Origin of the sequence: Kitasatospora sp. NPDC059088 (genome assembly GCF_042738155.1) — a bacterium.
Lineage (GTDB): Bacteria > Actinomycetota > Actinomycetes > Streptomycetales > Streptomycetaceae > Kitasatospora.
Window position 1 is genome coordinate 4,548 of sequence record NZ_JBHYGR010000091.1, and the last position, 23,561, is coordinate 28,108.

Consider the following 23,561-nt stretch of genomic DNA (forward strand, 5'->3'; position numbering starts at 1 on the left):
GCGGCCGCGGGCGCTGCCCGCTGTGCCCGCCCCCCGCCCGCTGTGGGCCATTCTGCTTTTCTTCTAACGTCGGGCCTTGCGCCCCGCTCCCGCGCGGGGGGCGCGCCCCCCCCCCACGGGAAGTGCTTAAACGGAATCCGGGTCTTCTTCATTCCCGGACACGCCGAAAGGACTAGATATTCTGGGCCGAAAAGCGGATCCGGCGTCTACTTCCGGTCAGGCCAGCGAGACCAGATCGGCGTACGACGGGTTCCACAGGTCCTCGACCCCGTCGGGCAGCAGGATGATCCGCTCCGGGTCGAGCGCCTCGACCGCGCCCTCGTCGTGGGTGACCAGCACGACCGCGCCGGAGAACTCGCGCAGCGCGCCCAGGATCTCCTCGCGGCTGGCCGGGTCGAGGTTGTTGGTGGGCTCGTCCAGCAGCAGCACGTTGGCCGAGGAGACCACCAGGGTGGCCAGGGCCAGACGGGTCTTCTCACCGCCGGAGAGCACCCCGGCCGGCTTGTCCACGTCGTCGCCGGAGAACAGGAAGGAGCCGAGGATCTTGCGGATCTGCACCAGGTCGGTGTCCGGCGCGGCCGAGCGCATGTTCTCCAGCACGCTGCGCTCGGGGTCGAGCGTCTCGTGCTCCTGGGCGTAGTAGCCGATCTTGAGGCCGTGGCCCGGGATCACCTCTCCGGTGTCCGGCTGCTCCACCCCGGCCAGCATCCGCAGCAGGGTGGTCTTGCCCGCGCCGTTGAAGCCCAGCACGACGACCCGGGAGCCCCGGTCGATCGCCAGGTCGACGTCGGTGAAGATCTCCAGCGAGCCGTAGGACTTGGACAGGCCGCTGGCGGTCAGCGGGGTCTTGCCGCAGGGCGCCGGGTCCGGGAAGCGCAGCTTGGCGACCTTGTCGCTCACCCGGACCTGGTCCAGGCCGGCGAGCAGCTTGTCGGCGCGGCGGGCCATGTTCTGCGCGGCCACCGTCTTGGTCGCCTTGGCGCGCATCTTGTCGGCCTGGGCGTTCAGGGTCGCGGCCTTCTTCTCCGCGTTGGCCCGCTCGCGCTTGCGGCGCTTCTCGTCGTCCTCGCGCTGCTGCTGGTACTGCCGCCAGCCCATGTTGTAGACGTCGATGGCGGAGCGGTTGGCGTCCAGGTAGAAGACCTTGTTGACGACCGTCTCGACCAGGTCGACGTCGTGCGAGATGACGATGAAGCCGCCCTTGTACGTCTTGAGGAAGTCCCGCAGCCAGACGATCGAGTCCGCGTCCAGGTGGTTGGTGGGCTCGTCGAGCAGCAGCACGTCGGAGTCCGAGAAGAGGATCCGGGCGAGCTCGACGCGGCGGCGCTGACCACCGGAGAGGGTGTGCAGCGGCTGGGCGAGGATGCGGTCCGGCAGGCCCAGCGCCGCGGCGATGGTGGCGGCCTCGGCCTCGGCGGCGTACCCGCCCTTGGTGAGGAACTCGGTCTCCAGGCGCGCGTACTTCTTCATCGCGTTGTCCCGGGTGGCGCCCTGGCCGTTGGCCATCCGGTCCTCGTTCTCGCGCATCTTCTTCAGCACGGTGTCGAGGCCGCGGGCGGAGAGGATGCGGTCCTTGGCGAGGACGTCCAGGTCGCCGGTGCGCGGGTCCTGCGGGAGGTAGCCGACCTCGCCCGAGCGGGTGACGGTACCGGCGGCGGGCAGGCCCTCACCGGCCAGCACCTTGGTGAGCGTGGTCTTGCCGGCGCCGTTGCGCCCGACCAGGCCGATCCGGTCGCCGGCGGCGACCTTGAAGTTCGCGGACTCGATCAGGATCCGGGCACCGGCGCGCAGCTCTAGGGCGTTGGCGGAAATCATGGCTGGGACTGCTCCTGGGACGTGGGCGGGCGGCCGGGTGCGGACCCGGGCGGCGGGAAGGGGGCTTCATCGGCGGTCGGCGCGCCGGGACCGGGCGCCACCACCCGCTATTGCCCGGAGAAGATAGCCATGACGGCCAGTCTACCGGGCCGCGCGAAACGCCCCGGGGGCGTACCGCCCCGGGGTACCCGCCGGCCCGCCCGCGGCTACTGCTGCGGCGTGGCCGCCGGGTCCGCCGGGGTGCTCGGGGCGGGGGCGGCCGGGCTCGCCGAGGGATCGGCGCAGCCGCCCTGGGGGCGGACCGCGGCGAACGGGGCGTCCGGGTTGGCGCAGCCGGTCTCGGGGGCGGCCGCCTTGGTGTCGAAGACCTTGGGCGGCACGATCGGGCCGTCGGTGATCTCCACCCGGCCGGCGTCCAGCGCCTTCACCGTCGCGGCCGGGCCGGTGATCATCGACCAGCCGTTGCTGTCCAGCCGGTAGCCGGTGATGCCGCCGGAGACGGCCACCCCGCTGCTGTTGGTGCAGGTCCGCGGGATGAGCACGGCGTAGTCGGTGTGCACGGTGCGCAGCGGGTCGTAGAGGCAGCCGTTGGAGGGCCGGTCGTTGTAGCGCAGGTCGCCGTCGGCGTCGCGCAGGCCCATGGTCAGGGTCGGCGTCACCACGGCCAGCCAGGGCGAGCCGTCCCGCTGCACGGTGTGCAGCGCGGCCGCGGCCCGCTGCTTGGCGGTGTCCTTGCGCTGGGCGTCGGTGCGCTTGTCGGCGCCCGGCTCGCCGTCGGCGCGCAGGTAGTCGGCCAGGCCGGGTACGGCGCGGTGCCAGCGCACCTCGTGGTCGCCCGGGCGGACGGAGGTGACCAGGCCGTCGTCCCAGACCACGATCGCGTTGTCCCCGGCCATCGCCAGGTAGAGCGCCTCGGCGCCCTCGCGGCGGTACGTCCAGGCCCGCTCGCCGGTCTGCTTGTGGTACGCCTCCAGGCCGGGGCCGACCACCCGCAGGTCCAGGTCGGCCGAGCTGACCGACTGCGAGTTGACCGGGGTCGCCTCCGCGTCCCCCGGCCCCGCCACCCGGTCGCCGAACGGCACCGGCTTGTTCGCGTGCGCCGCAGCACCGGCCGCAAGGACCAGCATCACCGCCAGGGCAGGCAGGATCGAGCGGGGGGTGAGGACACGCGGCGGCTTCCAGGACACGGCCGGAGCGTACCTTTCGGCGGGTGCGCCAGTCAGCCTGGAATCGCCGCCCGGGCCCACCGGCGACCGCACGGCGGACCGTGCGCGCCCGCCCGGTGCGCCCGCCCGCCCACCTGCGCCGTCGGCTCCCCGGCCGGTCGGCGGGGCCCCGCGCGGCGGGCCCCGCGGACCCCGCCGGACCGTTACAGAGCTGATACACGGGGCCGGGCCGGACGGGTGTTGCGGCAGACGGCGTTCGAATATCGCCCACTTTAGGGTGACATTCGGCTTTTCCGTCCTCCGCCGGGCCTACTGTCGGCGAGCGTGGCGCGACGGTCCGTCGGTGTCGTCTCCCGCCCGCCCCGCTCCCGCGACGTCCGGAGGAGAGACCATGCGCATGGGCCGCCTGACGCTGGCCGCCGCCGCTCTGCTGCTGATGGCCACGGCCAGTGTCCCGGCCGGGACACCGCTCAGCCGGACCGAACGGCACAGCCTCTCCTCGGACGCCTTCGAGCCGCGCGGCGCGACCCCCCGCCCGCCGGTCCAGCGGCCCCGGCACGAGCCGCCGTTCGGCGCCTTCGTCGGCTCCTGGGACGACTACATCCCGCAGATCGGCAAGTACGCCCAGTGGCTGGGCAACGCGAACATGCAGGTCGGCCACACCTACCTGGCGGGCAACAGCTGGGCGGACATCGAGGGCGAGCCGGTGGTGCTCAGCCTGTGGTCGCAGTGGCGGCTGGCCGACCCGTCCCGGCTGCTGGTGCTCGGCGTGCCGATGCTGGTGCCCAACGAGGCGAACGTGCCGGACGGCGAGGTCGCCAGGCTGCTGGGCCAGGGCGCCCGCGGGGACTTCGACAGCCACTTCCTGCGGCTCGCCCGCCGGCTGGTGGCGCTCGGCGGCGCGGACACCGTGCTCACCCTCGGCTGGGAGATGAACGGCGTCACCTACACCCACCGCTGCAAGCCCGACCCGGCCGCCTGGAAGGCCTACTGGCGCCGGATCGTCGGGGTGATGCGCTCGGTGCCCGGGCAGCGCTTCCGCTTCGACTTCACCCCCAACCGGGGCCTGGACGCCATCCCGTGGACCAAGTGCTACCCCGGCGACGACGTGGTCGACATCGTCGGCACGGACAGCTACGACCAGCCGGCCGGGAGCACCTTCGACGACTACGTGCGCGAGCCGTACGGCCTCCAGGACCAGGTGGAGTTCGCGGCCAAGCACGGCAAGCCGGTCTCGTACCCGGAGTGGGGGCTGTTCCGCAACGGCGACAACCCCGAGTTCGTCCGGCGGATGGTCGACTGGATGCGCACCCACGACACCGCCTACCAGACCGTCACCGACTACTGCCCGCACGGCTTCTTCCAGTGCCGCAGCAATCCGCGCTCGACGGCGGCGTTCAAGCAGCTGATGGCGGGTTCGCAAGGGGCGCCGCCGGTCGTGCCGACGGCGCCCCCCGCTCCGATCGTGCCGGTCGTCCCGAGGCCGCCCGGCGCGCCCACCCCGTCGGGGACCGCCACGCCGGACGCCACCGCACCGGCCACTGCACCGGCCACCGCGCCCGCCGCCACGGCGAGCCCGTCGGCCGGGGCCTCGCCGAGCCCGTCCCCGGCCCGGACGCCGTCCCGGCGCTGAGCGGCGGTCAGGCCCGGCGGCGGGCCAGCAGCGCCTCCTTGAGCCGGGGGAAGCGGGTGCGCAGCTGGTGCGCCGCCGCCTGCCGGGCCAGCACCGCAGCGGACCGGGCGACGGCCGCCGGGGCCGCTCCGGCCGGGCCCAGCAGCAGCCGCCGGTTGGGCATCCGGTCCGGCCGCCAGCGCTGCTTGTACGGTTCCTGGCCGCGCAGCAGGCCGAGCACCGGGATGCCCGCGCCGACCGTCTCGTCCAGGGCCGCGCTGAACAGCAGCCCGGCGATGTCCAGCCGCTCGCGCAACGCCGGGTGGGCGCCGTACATGTACAGCCCGCCGAAGGACGGGCAGAGCAGCAGCAGGTTGACCGCGACCAGCTCGCCGTCCAGGTGGAACTGGTGGACGGCCGCCCGGCCGGTGGCGACCAGGCCGGTGGTGGACTCGGTCAGGTGCCGGGCGAAGCGCTCGGTGCGGTGCTCGGCGGTGACGCCGCGCTGCTGCCACTGGAGGAAGTGCAGCCGCAGCAGCCCCTCCAGCGCGGCCGGGACCTCCTCGACCGGCGTGGACCGGACCTGCACCCCGGCCTCGGCGATCTTGCGCAGCTTCACCCGGCTGCGCTGGGCCGTCTTGCCGGGCACCCGCTTGAGCAGCCGCTCCATCGGGACGGCCGGCAGGTACTGGCAGAGCGAGTCCTGGTGGCTGCGGCGGGTGCCGCGCCAGTGCTCGTAGACCCGCTGCACCGCGGCCTCGGGGTGCACCTCGCGCAGCTCCAGCCAGTGCCAGGGGCGGGTGAGCGGAAGGGCGGCGGCGAACTCGGCGGCGGCCCGGTCGGCGCAGTCGTCGTCCAGCAGGACGTCGCCGTAGTCGACCAGCCCGGCGCCGAGGCCGGTGAGGCCGCCGAACGGGCCGCCGCGGCGCAGGAAGGCACCGGCGCCGACCAGTCGGCCGTCCCGCCTGACCAGCACCACCAGCAGCGCGCCGGGGCGGCCGTAGTGGCGCCACCAGGAGCGCTGCCAGGCGGCGGCCTGGAAGAAGGTGGCGGTGCGGCAGCGGGCCGCCAGGTCGTCCCACTCCTCGGCGACGGTGTCCAGCGCGTCGTCCTCGCGGTGCAGCTCGGTGGTCCAGACGGGCGCGGCGGACTGGGCCGGGAGGCCGGCGGCGCGGGTCTCGGTGCTCATCGTCCGCTCCGGGCCGCGGCCTTCTCCTTGGCCGGACGCTCGGGCGCGGCGGCGGGCTCGGGCTCGGGCTTCGCCCCGTCCTTCGCACCGGCCTTCGGCTCGCCCGCCGGCTCCGGCGTCGGCCCGGTCCTCGGGCGGGCCTTGCCGGCCGGCTCCTCGGCCCGCGGGCGGGGCGCGGCGGGGGCCGGGTCCGGGGCGGGGGCCGGGGCGGGGGCCTCGGGAGTCCCGGTCGGCTCGGCGGTCCCGGTCGGCGCGGGAGCCGTGGGGGCCTCCGCGGCCCCGGGGCCGTCCGGGCCGCCGCGCCGGCGGGTCATCAGCACCAGCGACCCGAGCAGCAGCCCGGCCGCGGCGCCGACCGCGACGTCCAGCTTGCCGGAGGGCGTGGTCGGCTTGTCCGGCTCGGCGGCCGGGGCCAGCGTGACCAGCCGGACGTTGGTGTCCCTGCTGCTGGTGTTGGCGAAGGCGACCAGCGAGCGGGCCACCGCGTCGGCGGTCCGGGCGGCCTCCTGGGCCTTCCTCCCGGTGCCGGTGATCTCGATCATCGGGGCGTCCGGGGAGGTCGTCCCGGAGACCAGGGACTCCAGCTCGGACCGGGTGTGGCCGGTCTCGGCGGCCGCGACCGTGAGCACCTGCGGCTGGCCCGCGAGCCGGCCGTACGCCTGGGCGAAGTTGGTGGCGGTCGACGCCTCCCCCGGGTTCTGCGGCACCACGAGGACGTAGGCGCTGGCGGCGTACGAGGGGGGCGAGACGACGGCGTACCCGGCGCCGGCCGCGGCGCCGAGCGGCACCGCGAGCGCCACCGGCCACCAGCGGCGGACCAGGTGGCGGGCGCTTCGGCGCGGTGTGGTCATGGGTGTGGCTCCTTGGGTCTGGTACGGCGGTCCGGCGGCGGGCGGCTCAGGCGCGGGCCAGCCGGTCGTAGAGGGCGCCCAGGTCGGCGGCGACCCGGGCGATGTCGTAGTGGCCGACGGCCGGGGGGTGCGGCAGCGGGTCGGCGATGTGGCCGCTCAGCTGCCGCAGGTCGCGCAGGGCGGCGGCGTACGCGGCGGGCTCGGAGGGGATCCGGCGGGCCTGCGGGGCGGCGCTGGGCGGCAGTTCGTCCAGCGCCGGGCAGGCGCTGTGCCGCACCGGGAGCCCGGCCGCGAGGCCCTCCAGTACGCCCAGGCCGAAGGTCTCCGCGGTGGAGGGGGCCGCCAGCACGTCCATCGCGGCCAGCAGGTCGGGCACGTCGTCCCGCTCGCCGGTGAGCACCAGCCGCTCCCGGACGCCGAGTTCGGCCGCCCGGCGCTCCAGCCCGGCCCGCTCGGGGCCCTCGCCGACCAGCAGCAGCCTGGTCCCCGGGTCGAGTTCGGCGAGCGCCGCCAGCAGCACCTCGAAGCGCTTGCCCGGCACCAGCCGGCCGACCCCGCCGACCACCCAACCGCCCTCCGGCAGGCCGAGTTCGGCCCGGATCCGGCGGCGGGCGGCGGCCCGCTCGGCGGGCGGCCGGCGGTAGCCGGCGGTGTCGATGCCGTTGGGGATCAGCTCGATCCGGGCCGGCGGGACGCCCCAGGAGCGCAGGGTCTGGGCGACCTGCCGGGACACCGCCACGGTGGTGCTGCCGAGCCGTTCGGCGGCCAGGTAGAGGCCCTTGACGCCCCGAGTGACCGGGCGGCCCTCGATCACCCCAGCGTGCAGCGAGTGCTCGGTGGACACCACCGCCCGCACCCCGGCGAGCCGCGCGGCCAGCCGGCCGTACAGCTGGGCGCGGTAGAGGTGGGTGTGCACCAGGTCGTAGCGGCCGGCCCGGACCACCCGCACCAGCCGGGGCAGCGCCCCGAGGTCCCGGTTGCCGCGCATGCCGAGGTGGTGGACGGTCACGCCGTCGGCGCGCAGCGCGTCCGCGACCGTGCCCGGGTTGGTCAGCGCGAGCACCTCGCAGCGCTGGTGCGGCGGCAGGTGCCGCAGCAGCAGGTGCAGTTGGCGCTCGGCACCGCCGGAGGCGAGCCCGGTGACGATGTGCAGCACCTTCACGGCCGACGCTCCCGCCGCCCGCGCTTGAGCGAGGTGACGGCGTCGCGCAGCCGGTGCCGGGCCTTCTTGGCGCGCAGCCGCCAGGCGCCGTCCCGGTCGCCGACGTAGCAGCGGGGCAGCGCGAAGCGGCCGGTGAGCGGGGAGTGGGCGATCGCGCAGGCGTAGTCGTAGCCGGCCTCGCGCACCGCCTCGGCGGCGGGCCGGTCGACGGCACCGTACGGGTAGCAGAAGCCGGTGACCGGACCGCCGACGACCTCCTCCAGCAGGCGCCGGCTCTCCCGGGTCTGCACCCCGAGGACCTCGGCGGGCAGCCCGGGCAGCGCCTGGTGGCCGAGGCCGTGCGAGCCGATCTCCCAGCCAGCGGAGGCGAGTTCGGTGACCTCCTGGACGGTGAGCAGCTTCTTGCGCGGACCCTCGGTGTCCCAGCCGTTGTCCTGGCCGAGCAGGTCGGCGACCACGTACGCGGTGGCGGTGAAGCCGTACGCCTGGAGGATCGGGACGGCGTACCGGGCGAAGTCCGCGTAGCCGTCGTCGAAGGTCAGGCCGACCAGCTTGTCGTCCTGCCCCTGGGCGCGGGCCCGCATCAGCTCGCGGACCGAGACGCCGCGCCGGCCGCGCCGGTGCAGCCAGGCGATCTGCTCGGCGAACCGCTCGGGGCTGACGGTGAGTTGGTACGGGTCCTCCTCCTCGACCGCCACCGAGTGGTACATCAGGATCCACGGCGAGGAGGAGCCGGGCAGGGCGGGTCCGCCGGCCTGGCGGCGGCTTCTGGGCAGTCGCGCCCGGTCGGGCGGGGCGTCGGTGACGCCCGCCAGGGCCGGACGGACGGATCCCCGCTCATCGTCCATGGGGAGACTTCCCTTCGTCGGGGACGGTCGGCAGGTTCAGGGCCCGCCGGTCGGGCCCGAGCCCCACGGCCCGGGCGGCGGCCAGCACCGGACCGCGCACCTCGCGGGCCCGGAGCCCGGTGCCGAGGGCGGCGAAGGCCAGCACCACGGTCAGGCCACCGGAGAGGGTCGAGAGCAGCGGGTCGGCCGACAGGCTCGCGGCGGCGGCGCCCGCGACGGCGCCCCCGGCGGCGGCCAGCACCAGCCGGCCGTGGTCGCCGAGCACCCGGCGCAGCCGCAGCGGGATGCCGCGCAGCACCAGCCCGCGCAGCAGCAGCGCGGCGGTGGCGGTGATCCCGCTCGCGTTGCCGGCGGCCAGGCCGAGCGCCCCGAACCGGGGCGTGGCGAGCAGGCCGACGGTGACGGTCACCCCGAGGCCGAGCAGCATCGCGGCGACCGGGTACCAGTCCAGCAGCCGGCGCCCGCCGTCCTCGCGGCGCGGGTCGTCGGCCCGGCGGACCACCGGGCGGAGCGAGAAGTACGGGCGGATCATCACGCCGATCAGCGCCTGGGCGGGCAGGCCGAAGCTGTACACCCGGATGACGGCGGCGGTGGCTGCGGTGTCCCCCGGGCCGAAGGCGCCGCGCTCGAACAGCAGCGAGACCGCCGAGGGGGCACAGGCCATCAGGAAGGCGGTGCCGAGCAGCACGACCGCGGCGGCCTGCCCGAGGTCCTTCTCGACCCGGTCGCGGGCCGCGGTGAGGTCCCCCGCCGCGAGTGCCCGGGCGACCAGCGGGAAGGTGACGGTGCAGATCAGGATGCCCGCCGTCATGGCGAGTTGGGATACCTTGGCGGCGTAGTTGAGGTGCGAGATGGTGCCGGGCGGCAGCGCCGAGCCGAGGTAGCGCTCGACGAAGACCTGGGACTGCCGGGTCAGCGTGAAGGCGGCCACCGGCAGCAGGGCCAGCGGCATCAGCACCAGCGCGTTGCGGCTGCGCCGGGTGCGGCCGGCCGCGGCCGGCCCGGTCCGCAGGTGCCGCAGGAACGGGCCGACCAGCAGGACGGCCATCAGCAGGCTGCCGAGCGCCACGCCGAGGGCGGCGGAGCGGACCCCGAGGACGCCGTGGAAGCCGAACAGCAGGGCCAGGATGCCGAGGTTGTAGGCGACGTAGATGCCCGCGGGGGCGGTGAAGCTGTGGTGGGCGCGCAGCGCGGCGGCCAGGTAGCCGGCCACGCCGAAGGGCAGCACGGTGATCGCGGTGATCCGGGTGCAGGCGACGGCCAGGCCCGGGTCGGGCAGGCCGGGGGCGAGCAGCTCCACCAGCTGGGGGGCGCCGAGGGCGGCGGCCAGGGCGAGCCCGCTGAGGGCCAGCAGCAGCCAGGGCAGGGTGGCGCGGACCAGCTGGCGGACCGGGTCGGGGGCGTCCGGGTCCTCCTCGCGCAGCACCAGGGCGAGGGCGAAGGCGGGCACCATCAGGAAGGACATGGCGTCCTCGATCAGCAGCGGTGCGGCCGTCTCGGGCACGGTCCAGGCGACCAGGAAGGCGTCGGTGCCCTGGCTCGCGCCGAAGTAGCGGGCCAGCAGGAGGTCGCGCAGCAGCCCGAGGCCCGAGCCGGCGGCGCTGAGCACGGCGGTGACGCCGAAGGCCTTGACGAGGAAGCCGCCCCGGGACGGCCGCTCCGGCCCGGCCGCGGGCGGCTCGGCGGCGGCGGGCGGCCCGGCGGGGGCGCTGCGCGGGGCCGGGAGGGCGGGGGCGAGCGCGGGCTGGTCGGTGGTCACCGGGGCATCGCCCGCTCCTGGACGGCGGCGCGGGCCGCGAGGCCGAGGACGACGGAGGTCAGCACGGTGGTGGTGCCGCCGATGTCGGCGTACAGGAAGTCGACCAGCACCCAGGTGAGCAGCGCGAGCGCGGCGAGCGAGGTCGTGTGGCGGCGCCGCAGGCAGCCGAGCAGCAGGCCGAGGAAGAGCGCGGCGTAGGCGGTGATGCCGATCAGGCCCTGTTCGCTGAGCACCAGGAAGTACATGTTGTGCGGGGAGAGCAGCGGTTCGCGCTGGAAGCCGATGGTGGAGTCGGCGGCGTCGCTGCCGGAGGAGAGCCGCAGCGGGGCGTGGCTGTCGCGCAGCCTGGGGAAGGCCTTCGGCCCGGCGCCGTGGACGGGGTGGTCCTGCCAGATCCGCCCGGCGGTGGCCCACAGGTCGTAGCGGTCGGAGACGGACTGGTCGGGTGCGGCGGAGACGGAGCCGATCGAGCTGAGCCGCTCGGTGACGCCGGAGGCCCCGAGCCCGAGGCCGCCGATCAGGACGACCGCGGCGGCCAGGCCCAGCACGGCGCTGCGCACCAGCAGCCGGGCGTCGGCGCGCAGCAGCAGCACGGTGACGGCGGCGCCGGTGGCGATCCAGCTACCGCGGCTGAACGAGACGGCGAGCGGGAAGGCCAGGAAGGCGGCGGCGGCGAACATCACCCGGCGCAGCCGTACGTCGCCGCCGGGACCTCGCTCGCCGAGGGCGAGGGCGAGGGCGGCGAGCAGGCCGTAGCTGACCACGGTGGACATCGCCATGATGTCCAGCGCGCCGAAGGTGCCGACGGCCCGGATCGGCTGGCCGGTGTAGGAGGCGCCGGTGCGGGTGAGGTACTGGTTCGCCCCGACCACGCCCTGGATCAGCGCGGCCAGCACGAAGGAGCCGAGGACGAGCCGCTGGTCGGTGCGGTCGCGCAGCGAGCAGAGCACGGCGGCCGGCACCAGGACGAACACCTGGGTGAGCCGGACGAAGCCGGTGAGGCTGGTGGCCGGGTCGATCGAGCCGAGGGTGGCGACGGCGGCGGCGGCCACGATGCCGCCGAACAGCGCGCAGGTGGTGCGGCTGATCGCGGGCAGGCGCCCGCGCAGCAGGTTGAGCGCGGTGAGGGCGACCAGGGCGAGCGAGGCGACGTCGGCGGCGGTGACGTGGACGGCCGCGGTGACGTCCTTCTCCCCCGCGGGCACGCACACCAGCAGGACGGTGGCCGCGGCGAGCAGGCTGGACCGGTCCGCGAGGGCCGGCAGGGCCCGCCGTAAGACGGGCCGGGGAAGGGCCGGGAAGGTCAGGGCCACGCGGGGTCAGCTCCCGTCCGGGTGGAGCATCAGGGCCGCCGTGCGGCACAGGATCTTGACGTCCTGCCAGAGGCTCCAGCTCTCGATGTAGCGGTTGTCGAAGCGGGCCCGCTCCTCGATCGAGGTGTCCCCGCGCAGGCCGTTGACCTGGGCGAGGCCGGTGAGGCCGACCGGGACGCGGTGCCGGTCGCCGTACTCGGGGTAGGCCTGGCTGAACCGCATGACGAAGTAGGGGCGTTCGGGGCGCGGGCCGACCAGGCTCATGTCGCCGCGCAGGATGTTCCAGAGCTGCGGCAGCTCGTCCAGCGAGCTCTTGCGCAGCAGGCGGCCGACGGCGCCCATCCGGTGGTCCTGGGAGATGTTCCAGCGGGTCGCCGACTCGTGCTCGTTGCTGGGGCGCAGGGTGCGGAACTTGAGGACGGTGAAGACCCGGCCGTCCAGGCCGGTGCGCTGCTGGCGGAAGAGCACGCCGGGGCCGGTGTCGAAGCGGACGGCGAGGGCGCACAGGGCCAGGACGGGGGCGAGCAGCAGCAGGCCGAACCCGGCGGCGGTGACGTCCAGGGCGCGCTTGGCGGCCCAGCCGGGGCGGCGCATGGCCGGGCTGCCGAGGCGCAGACAGGGGAAGCCCCAGAGGTGGTCGCCGCCGGCGATCGGGGCGGTGGGCAGCGAGCCGTGCTCGCGCAGCGCGGGCACCAGCCAGACCTGGCAGCCGAGCCGGACGGCATCGCGCAGGGCGGCGGCGGTCTCGGCCTCGTCGGCCGCGCCGGCGGTGGCGATGACGTGGTGGATCCGGTGCCGGCGGACCTCGCGCTCCAGCACCTCGCGGCCGCCGAGCACGGGCGGGTCGGTGTCGTCGGCCAGCAGCGGCGGGTCGGCGTCCAGGAAGCCGACCGGGCGCATGCCGTACTCGCCGTGCTGGCTGAGCGCGGCGGCGACCTTGCGGCCGAGCCGGCCGGCGCCGAGCACCAGGACGGGGGCGGGGCGGCCGCGGCGGATCCGCCGGACCAGGTGGTAGAGGACGGCGCGGCCGAGGGCCGCGATCAGCAGTTGGGCGCCGAGCAGGACGGTGAGCCGGGCCGGGGTGGCCGGGCCGCAGTCGGGCCAGCGCCCGTCCAGGCAGCCGGCCAGGGTGACGGCGAAGGCGGTGGCGACCACGGCGCGGACGGCCAGGGCGGGGAGTTCGTCCAGGACCGACAGGGTGAGCCGGGTGCGGTAGAGGCCGCCGGCCAGGTTGAGCAGCAGGAGCAGGGGCAGGACGGCGGCGGCGCCGAGCAGCGGGGCGAGCGGGGCGGTCGGGTCGATCGCGCGGTTGGCGATGCCGGTGCCGGTGCAGAGTGCGATCGCGTCGACCTGGACCAGCGCGAGCGGCAGGGCGAGCCGGGAGCGGCAGGCCCGGCGGTGCCGGCGGGGCGACGCCACCGCCCGGGTGTACGCCGTACGGGTCGGCCGGTCGAGCAGCCCGGTGCCGCGCAGCTGCGGTCCGGACAGGGGCCCGCCGGATCGCGGCACGCTGTCGTGGTCAATGGTCATCAGCGCACGAACTCCCCTGCTGTGTGCCCGGGGTGGCGGTGCCCCGGCACCGATCGGCACGGGGCGGCCGTCCCGGCCCGGTGGGCGCGGTCCTGACAGCACCTGCCATCGCTGGCGGCTTTCGGTTCTCCGGCGAGGGGGCCGATCGCGGAAGGGCTGGTCACCACGGACGCGGCTGCGAAGGGCCCGGACAGGAATTCCCGGGGTGAAATCGAAACGAAGCAGGCAAAATCCGACAATACCGAACCAAGGCATGTGCGCCGGAAGTTGACTTGCCGTTTCATTCCAGCCGCCCATTAATAGGTATTTCGGATTTAACGCCTCTTCCATTTCCGGTTGAGGGTGCGAATGCGCCGGCGCCGGAACGGCGGGGATTCACGGCATGTGAAACGATCAGATCCGCTCTGGGACACGGGTCCTGCGCCGTCCGGCCGCCGGTCCGGCCCCCAGCAGGTGGCGGTACAGGACGTCCACCTGTTCGACCACCGTGCGGACGTCGTGCCGGGCCGTCACGTGCTCGCGCAGCCGGGCACCGCGTCGCTCGCACTCGATCGGGTCGGACAGCGCTTCGGCCATCCGGGTGGCGAGCGCGTCCGCGTCCTCGGGCGGCAGCACCGACTGCGTGCGCTCCGCCGGCGGCAGGCACTCCCGGGCCCCCGGCACGTCCGTCAGCAGCACCGGCCGGGCCGCCGCCATCGCCTCCAGCGGCGCCAGCGCCATCCCCTCCCAGCGCGAGGGCAGCACCACCAGGTCGGCCGCCGCCAGCCACGGGCGCGGATCCGGTACGTCCCCGACCAGCCGGACCCGGCACGGCTCGGCCGACTCCCGGACCGTCTCCGCCAGCCGCTGCTCGTCCGGCCCGCCGCCGACCAGCGCCAGCCGGGCCTGCGGCACCCGGCGCAGCACCTCCGGCCAGGCGGCCAGCAGCACGTCCTGGCCCTTCTGCCGGCACAGCCGCCCGACGCAGACCGCGAGCGGGGCGTCCAGGTCCAGCCCGAGCGCGATCCGGGCGGCCCGGCGGTCGGCCGGCGCGTAGTGGCGGACGTCGACGCCGTTGGGCACCACCGCCCAGTCGGCGTGCACCCCCGCGGCCACGCCGTCGGCCCGCTCCTGGACGCTGACGCACAGCAGCCGGTGCGCCCAGCGGCTCGCGAAGCGCTCCCAGCGCAGGGTCGCGGCGGCCATCGCGCCGTCCACGGCGGCGAAGGACCAGGCGTGCGGCTGGAAGACGGTCGGCACCGCGCCGCGCACGGCCAGCCGGCCGGCCAGCCCGGCCTTGGCACTGTGCAGGTGGACCACGTCCGGTCCGGCGGCCCGGACGATCCGGCGCAGCCGCCAGGCCTCGGCGGCGGTGCCCGGGCCGGGCGAGCGGTCCGCGGGCCAGTCCTGGACCAGCGCGCCGACCGCGGCGGCCTCCTCGGCCAGCCGCCCGCCGCGCGGGCAGGCGACCAGCACCCGGTGCCCGGCCTCGCGCTGCCCCCGGACCAGATCGACGACGACGCGGGCGACTCCGCCGTCCACTGGCTGTGAAATGTGAAGGATCGTCATATGCACGGCGGCGAGCCTAGGATGGCTCCCCCGTGCGGGGCGGCCCCCGTCACCCGCAGGTGGTGGGCCGTCCACCCGTACGGCTTTCGGCTCGTACGGGCGGACGAGCCGCTCGAAACTCCGGGCGATTCCCCCGGGTCGGGCGGGAACCCCGGGTCAGCGCACCTCGGCGGCCAGGTTGGCCAGCACCTGGTCGTGGATCCGGTTCAGGCCCTTGGGGGCGAAGGTGCGCTCGAAGAAGCCGCCGATGCCGGTGGCGCCCTGCCAGGTGGCGGTGACGGTGACCTTGGTGCGGCCCTCGCCGGCGGCCGCGACGGTCCAGGTGATCACCATGCTGGAGTTGGCGTCCTTCTCCACCAGCTGGTCCGGCTGCGGCGACGAGACGGTGAACAGGCAGTCGCGCACCCGCTTCTCGGTGGCCTGCAGCTTCCAGTGCACCTGGGTGCCGGCGCCGGTACCGCCGACCCGGACCTCGTACTCGCTGTACTGCGCGGGCAGCAGCTTCGGGCGGGTCACCTGGTAGTCGGCCAGCGCCTCGTACACCCGCTCGGGCGCGGCGTCGTAGATCCGCTCGGTGGTGGCCTGCACCTGTCCCATGCCTTGCTCTCCTCGTGTGGTGGGTACCGCTCTGCGTACCGGTCTCAGCGGCAAGCCAATCACGTGGCACGGCGGGATAGGGTGGCGGGTGTGCTCGATCTGGTGACTGCGCTGCGCTACGTGGACCCGCTGCGGGCCGGGGGCTCGGTGCCGGGCGTCGTGGAGACCGACGACCTGGGAACGTACGTGGTCAAGTTCACCGGCGCCGCCCAGGGCCGCAAGGCACTGGTGGCCGAGGTGATCGTCGGCGAGCTGGCCCGGCGGCTCGGACTGCGGGTGCCGGAGCTGCGGCTGGTGGACTTCGATCCGGCGGTGGCCGCCGACGAACCGGACACCGAGATCCAGGACCTGCTCAAGGCCAGCGCCGGGCTCAACCTCGGAATGGACCTGCTGCCCGGGGCCGCCGACTACCGGCCCGGGGCGATCCCGGTGGACTCCGCAGAGGCGGGACGGGTGGTCTGGCTGGACGCGCTCACCGGCAACGTCGACCGCACCGTGCACAACCCCAACCTGATGGTCTGGCACCAGCGGCTCTGGCTGATCGACAACGGCGCCGCGCTGATCTTCCACCACCGCTGGGCCACCGCCGGGGCGTCCGTCGGCAAGCGGTACGACCTCAGCGCGCACGCGCTGGGCGCCTGCGCCCCGGACGTCCGGCTGGCCGACGAGGACCTCGGGCCGCTGGTCACCGTCGACCTGCTGGAGCAGGTGGTGGCACTGGTCCCGGACGAGTGGCTGGCCGACGAGCCCGGCTTCGACTCGGTGGACGCCGTCCGGCACGCGTACGTCACCCACCTGGCCGCCCGGGCGGTGCTCTCCCCGCAGTGGCTGCCGGAGGGCTTCGCCACGCCCGCGCAGCTGCGCGAGGCGGAGCAGCGCCGCGCGGCCCGCACCCGGGCCGGGCGGCCGGCCTGGCTGCAGGAGGTGCCGGACCTGCACGGCAAGCCGTCGGTGGAGACGGTCTGGGAGCACCACGTCGAGGCCGGGGAGTAGCCCGGCCGGACCGCCTGGTGCGCGTGGGGCCGGAACGCCGGGTGCGCGCGGGGCCGGAACGCCGCTGGGGGGGGGGGGCCCGGGGCCCCCCCCCCCCCGCCGGGGGGCGGGGCCGGGGGGGGGGGGGGGGGGCGGCCGCGGGGGGGGGGGGGGGGCCCCGCCCGCGGGGGGGGGGGGGGCCCCGGCCCCCCCCCCCCCAGCTCGGCGTTCGGTGGTCAGCGCTCGGTGTTCAGCGCCGGGTGGTCAGCGCGTCAGCGCCACCACTGGACCGCCTTCTCGGCGTTGATGATGCCCGCGCCGTAGAAGCCGTTGTCGTCCGCGCCGCCCTCGCAGGTGGCCTTGAACTGGCCCGTGTTGCCCGGGTTGTAGACGCCGGTCGGGCAGGCGTGGGACTCGGCCTGGTTGGTCAGCAGCTCGGTGAGCTCGTCCGGGCTGGCCCACGGGAAGGTGCTGGCGAGCAGCGCGACCACGCCGGTGACGTGCGGGGTGGCCATCGAGGTGCCCTGCATGTACCCGTACTTGTTGCCCGGGATGGTCGACAGGATGCGACCGTTCTTGTCCGGGGTGTCCGGGATCTGGTAGCGGGCGTCACCACCCGGCGCGGCGACGGTGACGACGCCCTTGCCGTAGCTGGAGTAGTACGACTTGTCGCCGTTGACGCCGACCGCGGAGACCGCGATCACGCCGGGCAGCTCGGTCGGCAGCGACAGGCAGTCGTTGGTGACCGGGCGGGTGCCGGGCTTGGTGTCGTCCGGGCTGGAGACGTCGGTGGTCTTGTGCGCCAGGTCGATGTTCTCGTTACCGGCGGCGGCGACGTTCAGGACGCCCTTGCGCTGCGAGAAGGCGACGGCCTTGCGGACGGCGTCCGAGATCGCGGCCTGGTCCTTGTCGTTCGGGCAGTTGAACATCCACGGGTCGACGTAGTAGCTGTTGTTCGTCACCTTGAAGCCGTGCTCGCCGGCCCAGACGAAGCCGCAGACCGCGTTCTCCGGGTAGATGAAGCCACCGTCGTCGACGACCTTGACCGCGGCCAGCTTGACGTTCGGGGCGATGCCGACGATGCCCTTGCCGTTCTTGGCGGCGGCGATCGTGCCGGCGACGTGGGTGCCGTGGTCGCTGGTGGTCGGCTGCCACGCCTTCCAGTCGGTGTTCGTCCTGCCGTCGATGCAGGAGACCGACTGCGAGGCGTCCACGTTGGCGGCCAGGTCCTCGTGGGTGGCGTCGATGCCGGAGTCCAGCACGCCGACGGTGACGTTGCGGCTGCCCAGCGAGATCTTGTGCGCCTTGTCGACGCCGATCTGGCGCATGTCCCACTGGTTGGGCTCGTACGGCTCCTGGCCGTTCGCGGCGGCGGCGGCACCGGTCGGCTCGGCGGCGACCTCGGCCTTGGTCTGGTCGGCGGCGAGGATGCCCTTGGTGCGGCTGGCGCCGACCGAGTCGACGCCCTTGGCCAGACGCAGCTTCTCCGCGAACTTGGTGTCGTTGGAGCGGGCGACGATGACGCCGACCTGGTCGTACGACTGGACCACCGTGCCGCCGAGGGCGGTGACGGCCTTCTCCACCTTCTGCACCTGGCCGTGGTTGGCCTTGGTGTTGACGACGTAGCTGAGCAGCGGACCGGTCGTCGAGTCGCCGGTGGGCGCCGCGACGGCGGTGCCGGCCGGGAGCGCGAGAGCTCCGGCGGTCGCGAGCACCAGGCCCACAGCCGCGTAGCGGGTCCGGCTGATCCGAGGAACTCTCATTGGGGTTGGCCCTCCCGAGTCGTCATCCGGCAGCTGCGGTGTGGCAGGTGCGCTGGGATGACCGGGACGTTAATGAATATTCGCTGATAAGCGCAAGAGGTAGTCATCTAATCGTCACATCTAGACCAACAACGGAGGTTCGCGCTCCACCGGTCAACAGGCGGAACAGGGTTCAAGATTGTTAAAAAGTGATGGTTCGTCGACGACTGGGCCGGTTTGGCATGTGCGCGAAAACACAGCCGGGCGCTCAGCCGAGCGCGTACAGGCGGCGCGCGTTGTCGGCCGCGACCAGTCGGGCCACACGCTGCGCGTCCGCGGCCGAACAGGCGCCGTCCGCCCGCCAGTCGGCGAGGAGCATGCCCAGTCCGTGCCGGAACTGTGCGGCGCCCACCGAGAACAGTTCGGGAAGTCCGTAGGCGTCGGTGGAGAACAACAGTTTTCCGAAGGGCACCAGTTCCGACATCTCGCCGAGCACCGCCGCCACCCGCGGCCCGGTGTAGGAGGCAGTCAGCCCCAGATCGGCGTACACCGTCGGAAAGGCCTGGGCCAGCCAGCCGGCCTGCCGGTGGTACGGATAGCCGTGCAGCAGCACCAGCGGGACGCCGCTGGGCTCGGCGGCGCGGACGAAGTCGGTCAGCAGGGACGGGTCGGCGTGGTGCAGGGTGAGGTCGGGATCGCCGAAACCGGTGTGGAGCTGGAGGGGCAGGCGCAGCTCGGCGCAGACGTCCACGGCCGTCCAGAGCAGGTGGTGCAGCAGGACCGGATCGGTCAGCCGCCCGCCCCCGGCGCGCAGCCGGGCGCCGGCGGCGGCCACCACGGCCGGGCGGGCGGGCCGCTCGGCGGGGACGGCCAGGCCGTGCCGGTAGGCGACCACCGACTTGACCGCGACGGCACCGGCGGCGGCCCGCGCCAGGGCCTCGCCGACGGCCCGCGGCCAGTCCGCCGCGCCGCCCGGCACCCGCTCGGCCACCGACTCCAGCCGGACCACCTCGCGCACCACCGCCCCGGTGGCCTCGGCGAGTTCGGGCAGCGGCAGCAGCGCGCGGCCCGCGGCGGCGGTCAGCCCGGTGTCCACCAGGCAGGTGTCCAGTCCGGCGGCCGCGAGCAGCCGGCGGGTGGCCTCCGCCGCGCCCAACTCGCGCCGCCGGGCCAGGTAGTCGGCGGCCGGGGCGTGCGCCGGCAGGCCGAGCACGGGCGGGCACCACCGCCGGACGGCGAGGCCGATCGCGCTGTCGAAGGGCGAGCAGCCGGGCGCGGGCGGTCGGTCGGACTCGGTGAGCAGTCCGGCCAGGGCGTCGTCGGCGAGCTCGGCCGCCACCACGCTGTGGCAGTGGTGGTCGACCAGGGCCCCGATCTCCAGGCCCCCGACGTCCAGGGCCCCGACGTCCAGGGCCCCGACCCCCGGCGCCCCGACCTCCAGGGCCCCGAGCCGCCCTTCCGCGGCCCCCGACCGGGCCACCTCAGTACCGCCAGCGCGTCGCCGCGATCAACTCCTCCGCGCCGACGGCCGCGTACTGCTCGGCCTCGGCCCGGCGCACCGCCGCCACCGCCTGGTGCAGCGGCTCGCCGAGCGCCTCGCGCAGCACCGCCGAGCGCTCGTACGCGGCGAGCGCCTCGGCCGGGCCCTGCGGCAGCCGGGGCACCGTGCCCGGCTCGGCGGCGGCCGGATCGCCGGTGAACTCCGGTGGCAGGGCCCGGCGTTCGTCCAGGCCGGCGAGGCCGGCGGCGATCACCGCGCCGACCGCGAGGTACGGGTTGGCGCTCGCGTCGAAGCACTTGACCTCGGCGTTCGCGGCGGCGGCGCGCTCCCCGGTGGAGCCGGTGACCAGGCGCAGCGCGGCCTCCCGGTTCTCCAGGCCCCAGCACTGGTACGCCCCGGCCCAGTGCCGGGGCACCAGCCGCAGGTACCCGGCGGGGCTGGAGCAGCCCAGCACCAGGAGTTCGGGCAGCGCCCGGAGCACCCCGGCGAGGAAGCCCTCGGCCTCGGCCGTCAGCCCGTGCGGGCCGGCGCCGCCGTGCCCGAGGTTGCGGCCGTCCCGCCAGAGGCTGAGGTGGAGGTGGCCGCCGTTGCCGACCCCGTCGGCCTCGACCACGGGGGCGAAGGAGGCCCGCAGGCCGTGCCGGGCGGAGACGGCGCGGACGGTGTGCCGGACCAGGACGGAGGTGTCGGCGGCGCCGACCGGGCCCTCGGGGGCGACCGAGACCTCGAACTGGCCCGGGGAGTACTCGGGGTGGATCTGCAGCACGCCCAGGCCCTGGGCGCGAAGGGCGCGCAGGACGTCCCGCAGGTAGTCGGAGAGGTCGGTGAGCCGGTGCATGCCGTACGCGGGGCCGTGCGTGGGGTACTGCGGCGGCTCCTGCGGGGCCCCCGCCAGGGCGACCACCCACTCGACCTCGATGCCCGCCTTGAGGCTCAACCCGCGGGCGGAGGCCGCGGCCTCCGCCCGGCGGGCGAACAGGCGCTGGCAGCCGGGGTGCGGGGCGCCGGCCTGGGTGTGGCGGTCCGCCGGGGCCCAGGCCCAGCCGGGCTGGGCGGCCAGCGGGACGATCCGGTCGAGGTCGGGGTAGAGCCTCAAGTCCCCGGTGGGGCCGCCGATCAGCGGGCTGGTGGTGATGGTGTCGTCGGCGAGGAACACGTCGAAGCAGGGCGCCGCGCCGACGCCCCACTGGGCCGCGTGCACCAGGCCGTCGAGCGGCACGCCCTTGACCCGGGCGATGCCCGCGTTGTCCACCCACGTCACGGCGACCGCCTCGACGGCGGCGGTGCGCAGCCGGTCGACGGCGCGCTCGGCCCGCTCGGCGCGCTCGGCCCGCGGGGGCAGCGCGACGGCGGCCGCGAGGGCGCCGGGGCCGAGCGGCCCGACGGGGTCGGCGGCCTGGGCGGCGGTGACGGTGCTCATGCCGCCATGCTGCCCCGCGGACCGGGGGCCGGTAACTCCCCTATCGGGTGGAACGAACGGACGCCCGTCCGCCTCTTCACCCGTTCGGGGAAAGGTCGTTCGGGTCCGATCCGCCGCCGTGCCGGGCCGGAGCCGGACGGTTTTCCGCCGACGCCCTCTTCCTACTCGCGAGTAGCTTCGCTACAGTGGCCGGACGCACCACCGTCGGGCTTCGGGAGCCGCACCGACGGGAGGTCGCGGTCGCCGTGTCTGCGGCGCCCGCGCGGTGCGCCTTCACCGGCCGGTGCCGCGGACCGCGGCGGGCCGGGTCTCTCCTCGTATCAGTGCCGCTTCCTTCACCTTCGAGCGCCTGAGCACCACGGCACACCCCGCAGTTCGGCCGGAGCGGACCGGCCGCTGCCCGGGCCTGCCGGAACCCCGTCATCTCCCCAAGCCCCCGCGCGCGAACCCTCCTCCGGCGCCGGCCGCCCCCGTCCTCGTCGACGGGCGCGGCGGCCCGCCCGCCGGAGCGCGCGCGGGCCCTTCATGACATAGGAGTCAGGACTGATGGAGCGTCCCTTCCCCACCGTGGCCGTCGTCGGCCTCGGCACGATGGGTGCCGGAGTCGCGGTGGCGGTCGCCAGGAGCGGCCGCCGGGTGATCGGCATCGAGGCCTCCGAGGACTCGGCCGCCCGGGCGCTGGCCCGGATCGAGGAGGCGACCGCGCACGCGGTCGACCGGGAGCGGATCACCGCCGGGGAGCGCACCGCGCTGCTGGCCCGGATCTCGGTCGGGCACGCGCTGACCGCCGCCGCGGAGGCGGACCTGGTGATCGAGGAGGTCCCCGAGCAGCTGGAGTTGAAGCGGGAGGTCTTCGCCGAGCTGGACCGGATCTGCCCGGAGGGCACGGTGCTGGCCACCGGCACCACCGCCCTGTCGGTGACCCGGATCGCCGCCGCGACGGCCCGTCCGGAGCGGGTGCTCGGCCTGCACTTCTTCAACCCGGTGCACACCATGAAGCTGGTCGAGGTGGTCCGCACCGTGCTGACCTCCCCGCAGACCGCCGAGGACGCCGCCGCCTTCGCCCGCGACCTGGGCAAGGAGCCGGTGGCGGCGGGCGACCGGGCCGGCTTCGTGGTGAACGGCCTGCTGTTCGCGTACCTGAACCAGGCCGCCTCGATGTACGAGTCCAAGTACGCCTCCCGGGAGGACATCGACGCCGCGATGCGGCTCGGCTGCGGCCTGCCGATGGGCCCGCTGGCGCTGCTCGACCTGATCGGCGTGGACACCGCCCGGACGGTGCTGGAGGCGATGTACGAGCAGTCCCGGGACCGGCTGCACGCGCCCGCGCCGATCCTCGGCCAGCTGGTCTCGGCCGGGCTGCTGGGCCGCAAGTCCGGGCGGGGCTTCTACACCTACGAGGCGCCAGGCTCCTCCAGGGCCGTGGACGCGGCCACCGGCCCGGCGCAGCCGAAGGTGGCGGGCCGCGAGGTGCGCACCGTCGGCGTCTGCGGCTCGGGCACGATGGCCACCGGCATCGCCGAGGTGTTCGCCAAGGCCGGGCACCCGGTGCTGCTGGCCGCCCGCAGCCAGGAGAAGGCCGAGCGGGCCAAGGCGCAGCTGGCGAGGTCGCTGGAGCGCTCGGTCGCCAAGGGCCGGCTGAGCGCGGAGCAGCGGGACGCCGCGCTGGCGCTGGTCACCCCGGTCGGCCGGTACGCCGAGCTGGCCGAGGTGGACCTGGTGGTCGAGGCGGTCGCCGAGGACCTGGAGGTCAAGCGGGAGCTGTTCGCGACCCTGGACAAGATCGTCCGTCCGGGCGCGGTGCTCGCCACCACCACCTCCTCGCTGCCGGTGATCAGCTGCGCGACCGCCACCTCGCGGCCGCAGGACGTGATCGGCATGCACTTCTTCAACCCGGCGCCGGCCATGAAGCTGGTCGAGGTGGTCTCCACCGTGCTGACCGCCCCGGACGTCACGGCGACGGTGCTGGAGCTGACCGCGAAGGTGCGCAAGCACCCGGTGGAGTGCGGCGACCGGGCCGGCTTCATCGTCAACGCCCTGCTGTTCCCGTACCTGAACGACGCGGTGCGGATGCTCCAGGAGCACTACGCGACGGTGGACGACATCGACACCGCGATGAAGCTGGGCTGCGGCTACCCGATGGGCCCGTTCGAGCTGCTGGACGTGGTCGGCCTGGACGTCTCGCTGACCATCGAGCAGGTGCTGCACCAGGAGTTCCGCGAGCCCGGCCTGGCCGCGGCGCCGCTGCTGGAGCACCTGGTCGCGGCCGGCTGCCTGGGCCGCAAGACCGGCCGCGGCTTCCGCGACCACGCGCGCCGGTGACCGCGTCACGGGCCGGGGGCGACCGGCTGCCGGACGCGGGAGCGGCGCCGTACGGCCCCGGCGCCCCGCCCCCGGGCAACGGCGCGGCCTACGGCAACGGTGCCGCGCCGCACGGCTCCGGGGCGGCCGGCCACCCCGCCTGGACCCCGGGGGCGGTGTCCGCACGCTGGCCCAGACCGGCCGTGACCGGCCCGGTCACGCCGGTGCGCCGGGG

General features: G+C 75.2%; 17 protein-coding genes. 3 read left to right on the plus strand and 14 right to left on the minus strand.

What is annotated here, in order from left to right; all coding sequences use genetic code 11:
- Positions 1–216 precede the first annotated feature (216 nt).
- On the minus strand, positions 217–1,815 hold the full coding sequence (locus ACFWXO_RS31475; RefSeq protein WP_375893952.1) for an ABC-F family ATP-binding cassette domain-containing protein: 1,599 nt from the start codon (positions 1,813–1,815) through the stop codon (positions 217–219).
- 206 nt (positions 1,816–2,021) lie between these two features.
- On the minus strand, positions 2,022–3,002 hold the full coding sequence (locus ACFWXO_RS31480; RefSeq protein ID WP_375893955.1) for a hypothetical protein: 981 nt from the start codon (positions 3,000–3,002) through the stop codon (positions 2,022–2,024).
- A 370-nt stretch (positions 3,003–3,372) separates the two neighbouring features.
- Between ACFWXO_RS31480 and ACFWXO_RS31485 the strand changes: the two genes are divergently transcribed.
- A complete protein-coding gene (locus ACFWXO_RS31485; RefSeq protein ID WP_380527949.1) occupies positions 3,373–4,614 on the plus strand; it encodes a glycoside hydrolase family 26 protein in 1,242 nt (413 codons plus the stop codon).
- Between the two features lie 7 nt (positions 4,615–4,621).
- Here ACFWXO_RS31485 and ACFWXO_RS31490 read toward each other — a convergent pair whose 3' ends face one another.
- The 9 genes from ACFWXO_RS31490 to ACFWXO_RS31530 form a co-directional block, all read right to left on the minus strand.
- Positions 4,622–5,782: a GNAT family N-acetyltransferase gene (locus ACFWXO_RS31490; RefSeq protein WP_380396292.1), complete on the minus strand. Its 1,161-nt coding sequence runs from the start codon at positions 5,780–5,782 to the stop codon at positions 4,622–4,624.
- Positions 5,779–6,633 carry a Wzz/FepE/Etk N-terminal domain-containing protein gene (locus ACFWXO_RS31495; RefSeq protein WP_375893961.1) on the minus strand — a complete coding sequence of 285 codons (855 nt, stop codon included), beginning with the start codon at positions 6,631–6,633 and terminating at the stop codon, positions 5,779–5,781. Before ACFWXO_RS31495 ends, ACFWXO_RS31490 begins: the two co-directional genes overlap by 4 nt.
- Before the next feature lie 46 nt (positions 6,634–6,679).
- Positions 6,680–7,795, minus strand: a complete 1,116-nt coding sequence (locus ACFWXO_RS31500; RefSeq protein WP_375893964.1) for a glycosyltransferase — start codon at positions 7,793–7,795, stop codon at positions 6,680–6,682.
- Complete coding sequence (locus ACFWXO_RS31505) at positions 7,792–8,643, minus strand: polysaccharide deacetylase family protein (RefSeq protein WP_375893967.1); 852 nt, start codon at positions 8,641–8,643, stop codon at positions 7,792–7,794. Before ACFWXO_RS31505 ends, ACFWXO_RS31500 begins: the two co-directional genes overlap by 4 nt.
- Entirely contained in the window at positions 8,633–10,402 is a 1,770-nt protein-coding gene (locus ACFWXO_RS31510) for a lipid II flippase MurJ (RefSeq protein WP_380527955.1), read from the minus strand. The genes ACFWXO_RS31505 and ACFWXO_RS31510 overlap by 11 nt, the downstream gene beginning before the upstream one ends.
- On the minus strand, positions 10,399–11,715 hold the full coding sequence (locus ACFWXO_RS31515; RefSeq protein ID WP_380527958.1) for an O-antigen ligase family protein: 1,317 nt from the start codon (positions 11,713–11,715) through the stop codon (positions 10,399–10,401). The genes ACFWXO_RS31510 and ACFWXO_RS31515 overlap by 4 nt, the downstream gene beginning before the upstream one ends.
- Positions 11,716–11,721: 6 nt before the next feature.
- Positions 11,722–13,245, minus strand: a complete 1,524-nt coding sequence (locus ACFWXO_RS31520; protein WP_380527961.1) for a sugar transferase — start codon at positions 13,243–13,245, stop codon at positions 11,722–11,724.
- Between the two features lie 393 nt (positions 13,246–13,638).
- A complete protein-coding gene (locus tag ACFWXO_RS31525) occupies positions 13,639–14,766 on the minus strand; it encodes a glycosyltransferase (protein ID WP_380527964.1) in 1,128 nt (375 codons plus the stop codon).
- Between the two features lie 183 nt (positions 14,767–14,949).
- On the minus strand, positions 14,950–15,390 hold the full coding sequence (locus ACFWXO_RS31530; protein WP_375893977.1) for an SRPBCC family protein: 441 nt from the start codon (positions 15,388–15,390) through the stop codon (positions 14,950–14,952).
- A gap of 90 nt (positions 15,391–15,480) precedes the next feature.
- Between ACFWXO_RS31530 and ACFWXO_RS31535 the strand changes: the two genes are divergently transcribed.
- Positions 15,481–16,383, plus strand: a complete 903-nt coding sequence (locus tag ACFWXO_RS31535) for a HipA family kinase (RefSeq protein WP_380527969.1) — start codon at positions 15,481–15,483, stop codon at positions 16,381–16,383.
- Positions 16,384–16,634: 251 nt separating this feature from the next.
- Here the strand turns inward: ACFWXO_RS31535 and ACFWXO_RS31540 are convergent, their stop codons facing one another.
- The 3 genes from ACFWXO_RS31540 to ACFWXO_RS31550 all read right to left on the minus strand — a co-directional run bounded on the left by ACFWXO_RS31540 (position 16,635) and on the right by ACFWXO_RS31550 (position 21,025).
- Positions 16,635–18,125 carry a S8 family serine peptidase gene (locus ACFWXO_RS31540; RefSeq protein WP_380527974.1) on the minus strand — a complete coding sequence of 497 codons (1,491 nt, stop codon included), beginning with the start codon at positions 18,123–18,125 and terminating at the stop codon, positions 16,635–16,637.
- 247 nt (positions 18,126–18,372) lie between these two features.
- Positions 18,373–19,500, minus strand: coding sequence for an amidohydrolase family protein (locus ACFWXO_RS31545; RefSeq protein ID WP_380528017.1), 1,128 nt, complete (start codon positions 19,498–19,500; stop codon positions 18,373–18,375).
- 85 nt (positions 19,501–19,585) lie between these two features.
- A complete protein-coding gene (locus ACFWXO_RS31550) occupies positions 19,586–21,025 on the minus strand; it encodes a glutamine synthetase (protein ID WP_375893987.1) in 1,440 nt (479 codons plus the stop codon).
- Positions 21,026–21,571: 546 nt separating this feature from the next.
- On the opposite strand from ACFWXO_RS31550, the gene ACFWXO_RS31555 reads away from it, so the two are divergent.
- Positions 21,572–23,347 carry a 3-hydroxyacyl-CoA dehydrogenase family protein gene (locus ACFWXO_RS31555; protein ID WP_380527980.1) on the plus strand — a complete coding sequence of 592 codons (1,776 nt, stop codon included), beginning with the start codon at positions 21,572–21,574 and terminating at the stop codon, positions 23,345–23,347.
- Positions 23,348–23,561 lie beyond the last annotated feature (214 nt).

What these genes read in the sequence shown, in the direction of transcription:
- ACFWXO_RS31475 (WP_375893952.1), bottom strand. Translation starts at nt 1,815, where the DNA reads ATGATTTCCGCCAACGCCCTAGAGCTGCGCGCCGGTGCCCGGATCCTG.
- ACFWXO_RS31485 (WP_380527949.1), top strand. Translation starts at nt 3,373, where the DNA reads ATGCGCATGGGCCGCCTGACGCTGGCCGCCGCCGCTCTGCTGCTGATG.
- ACFWXO_RS31490 (WP_380396292.1), bottom strand. Translation starts at nt 5,782, where the DNA reads ATGAGCACCGAGACCCGCGCCGCCGGCCTCCCGGCCCAGTCCGCCGCG.
- ACFWXO_RS31495 (WP_375893961.1), bottom strand. Translation starts at nt 6,633, where the DNA reads ATGACCACACCGCGCCGAAGCGCCCGCCACCTGGTCCGCCGCTGGTGG.
- ACFWXO_RS31505 (WP_375893967.1), bottom strand. Translation starts at nt 8,643, where the DNA reads ATGGACGATGAGCGGGGATCCGTCCGTCCGGCCCTGGCGGGCGTCACC.
- ACFWXO_RS31520 (WP_380527961.1), bottom strand. Translation starts at nt 13,245, where the DNA reads ATGACCATTGACCACGACAGCGTGCCGCGATCCGGCGGGCCCCTGTCC.
- ACFWXO_RS31530 (WP_375893977.1), bottom strand. Translation starts at nt 15,390, where the DNA reads ATGGGACAGGTGCAGGCCACCACCGAGCGGATCTACGACGCCGCGCCC.
- ACFWXO_RS31540 (WP_380527974.1), bottom strand. Translation starts at nt 18,125, where the DNA reads ATGAGAGTTCCTCGGATCAGCCGGACCCGCTACGCGGCTGTGGGCCTG.
- ACFWXO_RS31550 (WP_375893987.1), bottom strand. Translation starts at nt 21,025, where the DNA reads ATGAGCACCGTCACCGCCGCCCAGGCCGCCGACCCCGTCGGGCCGCTC.
- ACFWXO_RS31555 (WP_380527980.1), top strand. Translation starts at nt 21,572, where the DNA reads ATGGAGCGTCCCTTCCCCACCGTGGCCGTCGTCGGCCTCGGCACGATG.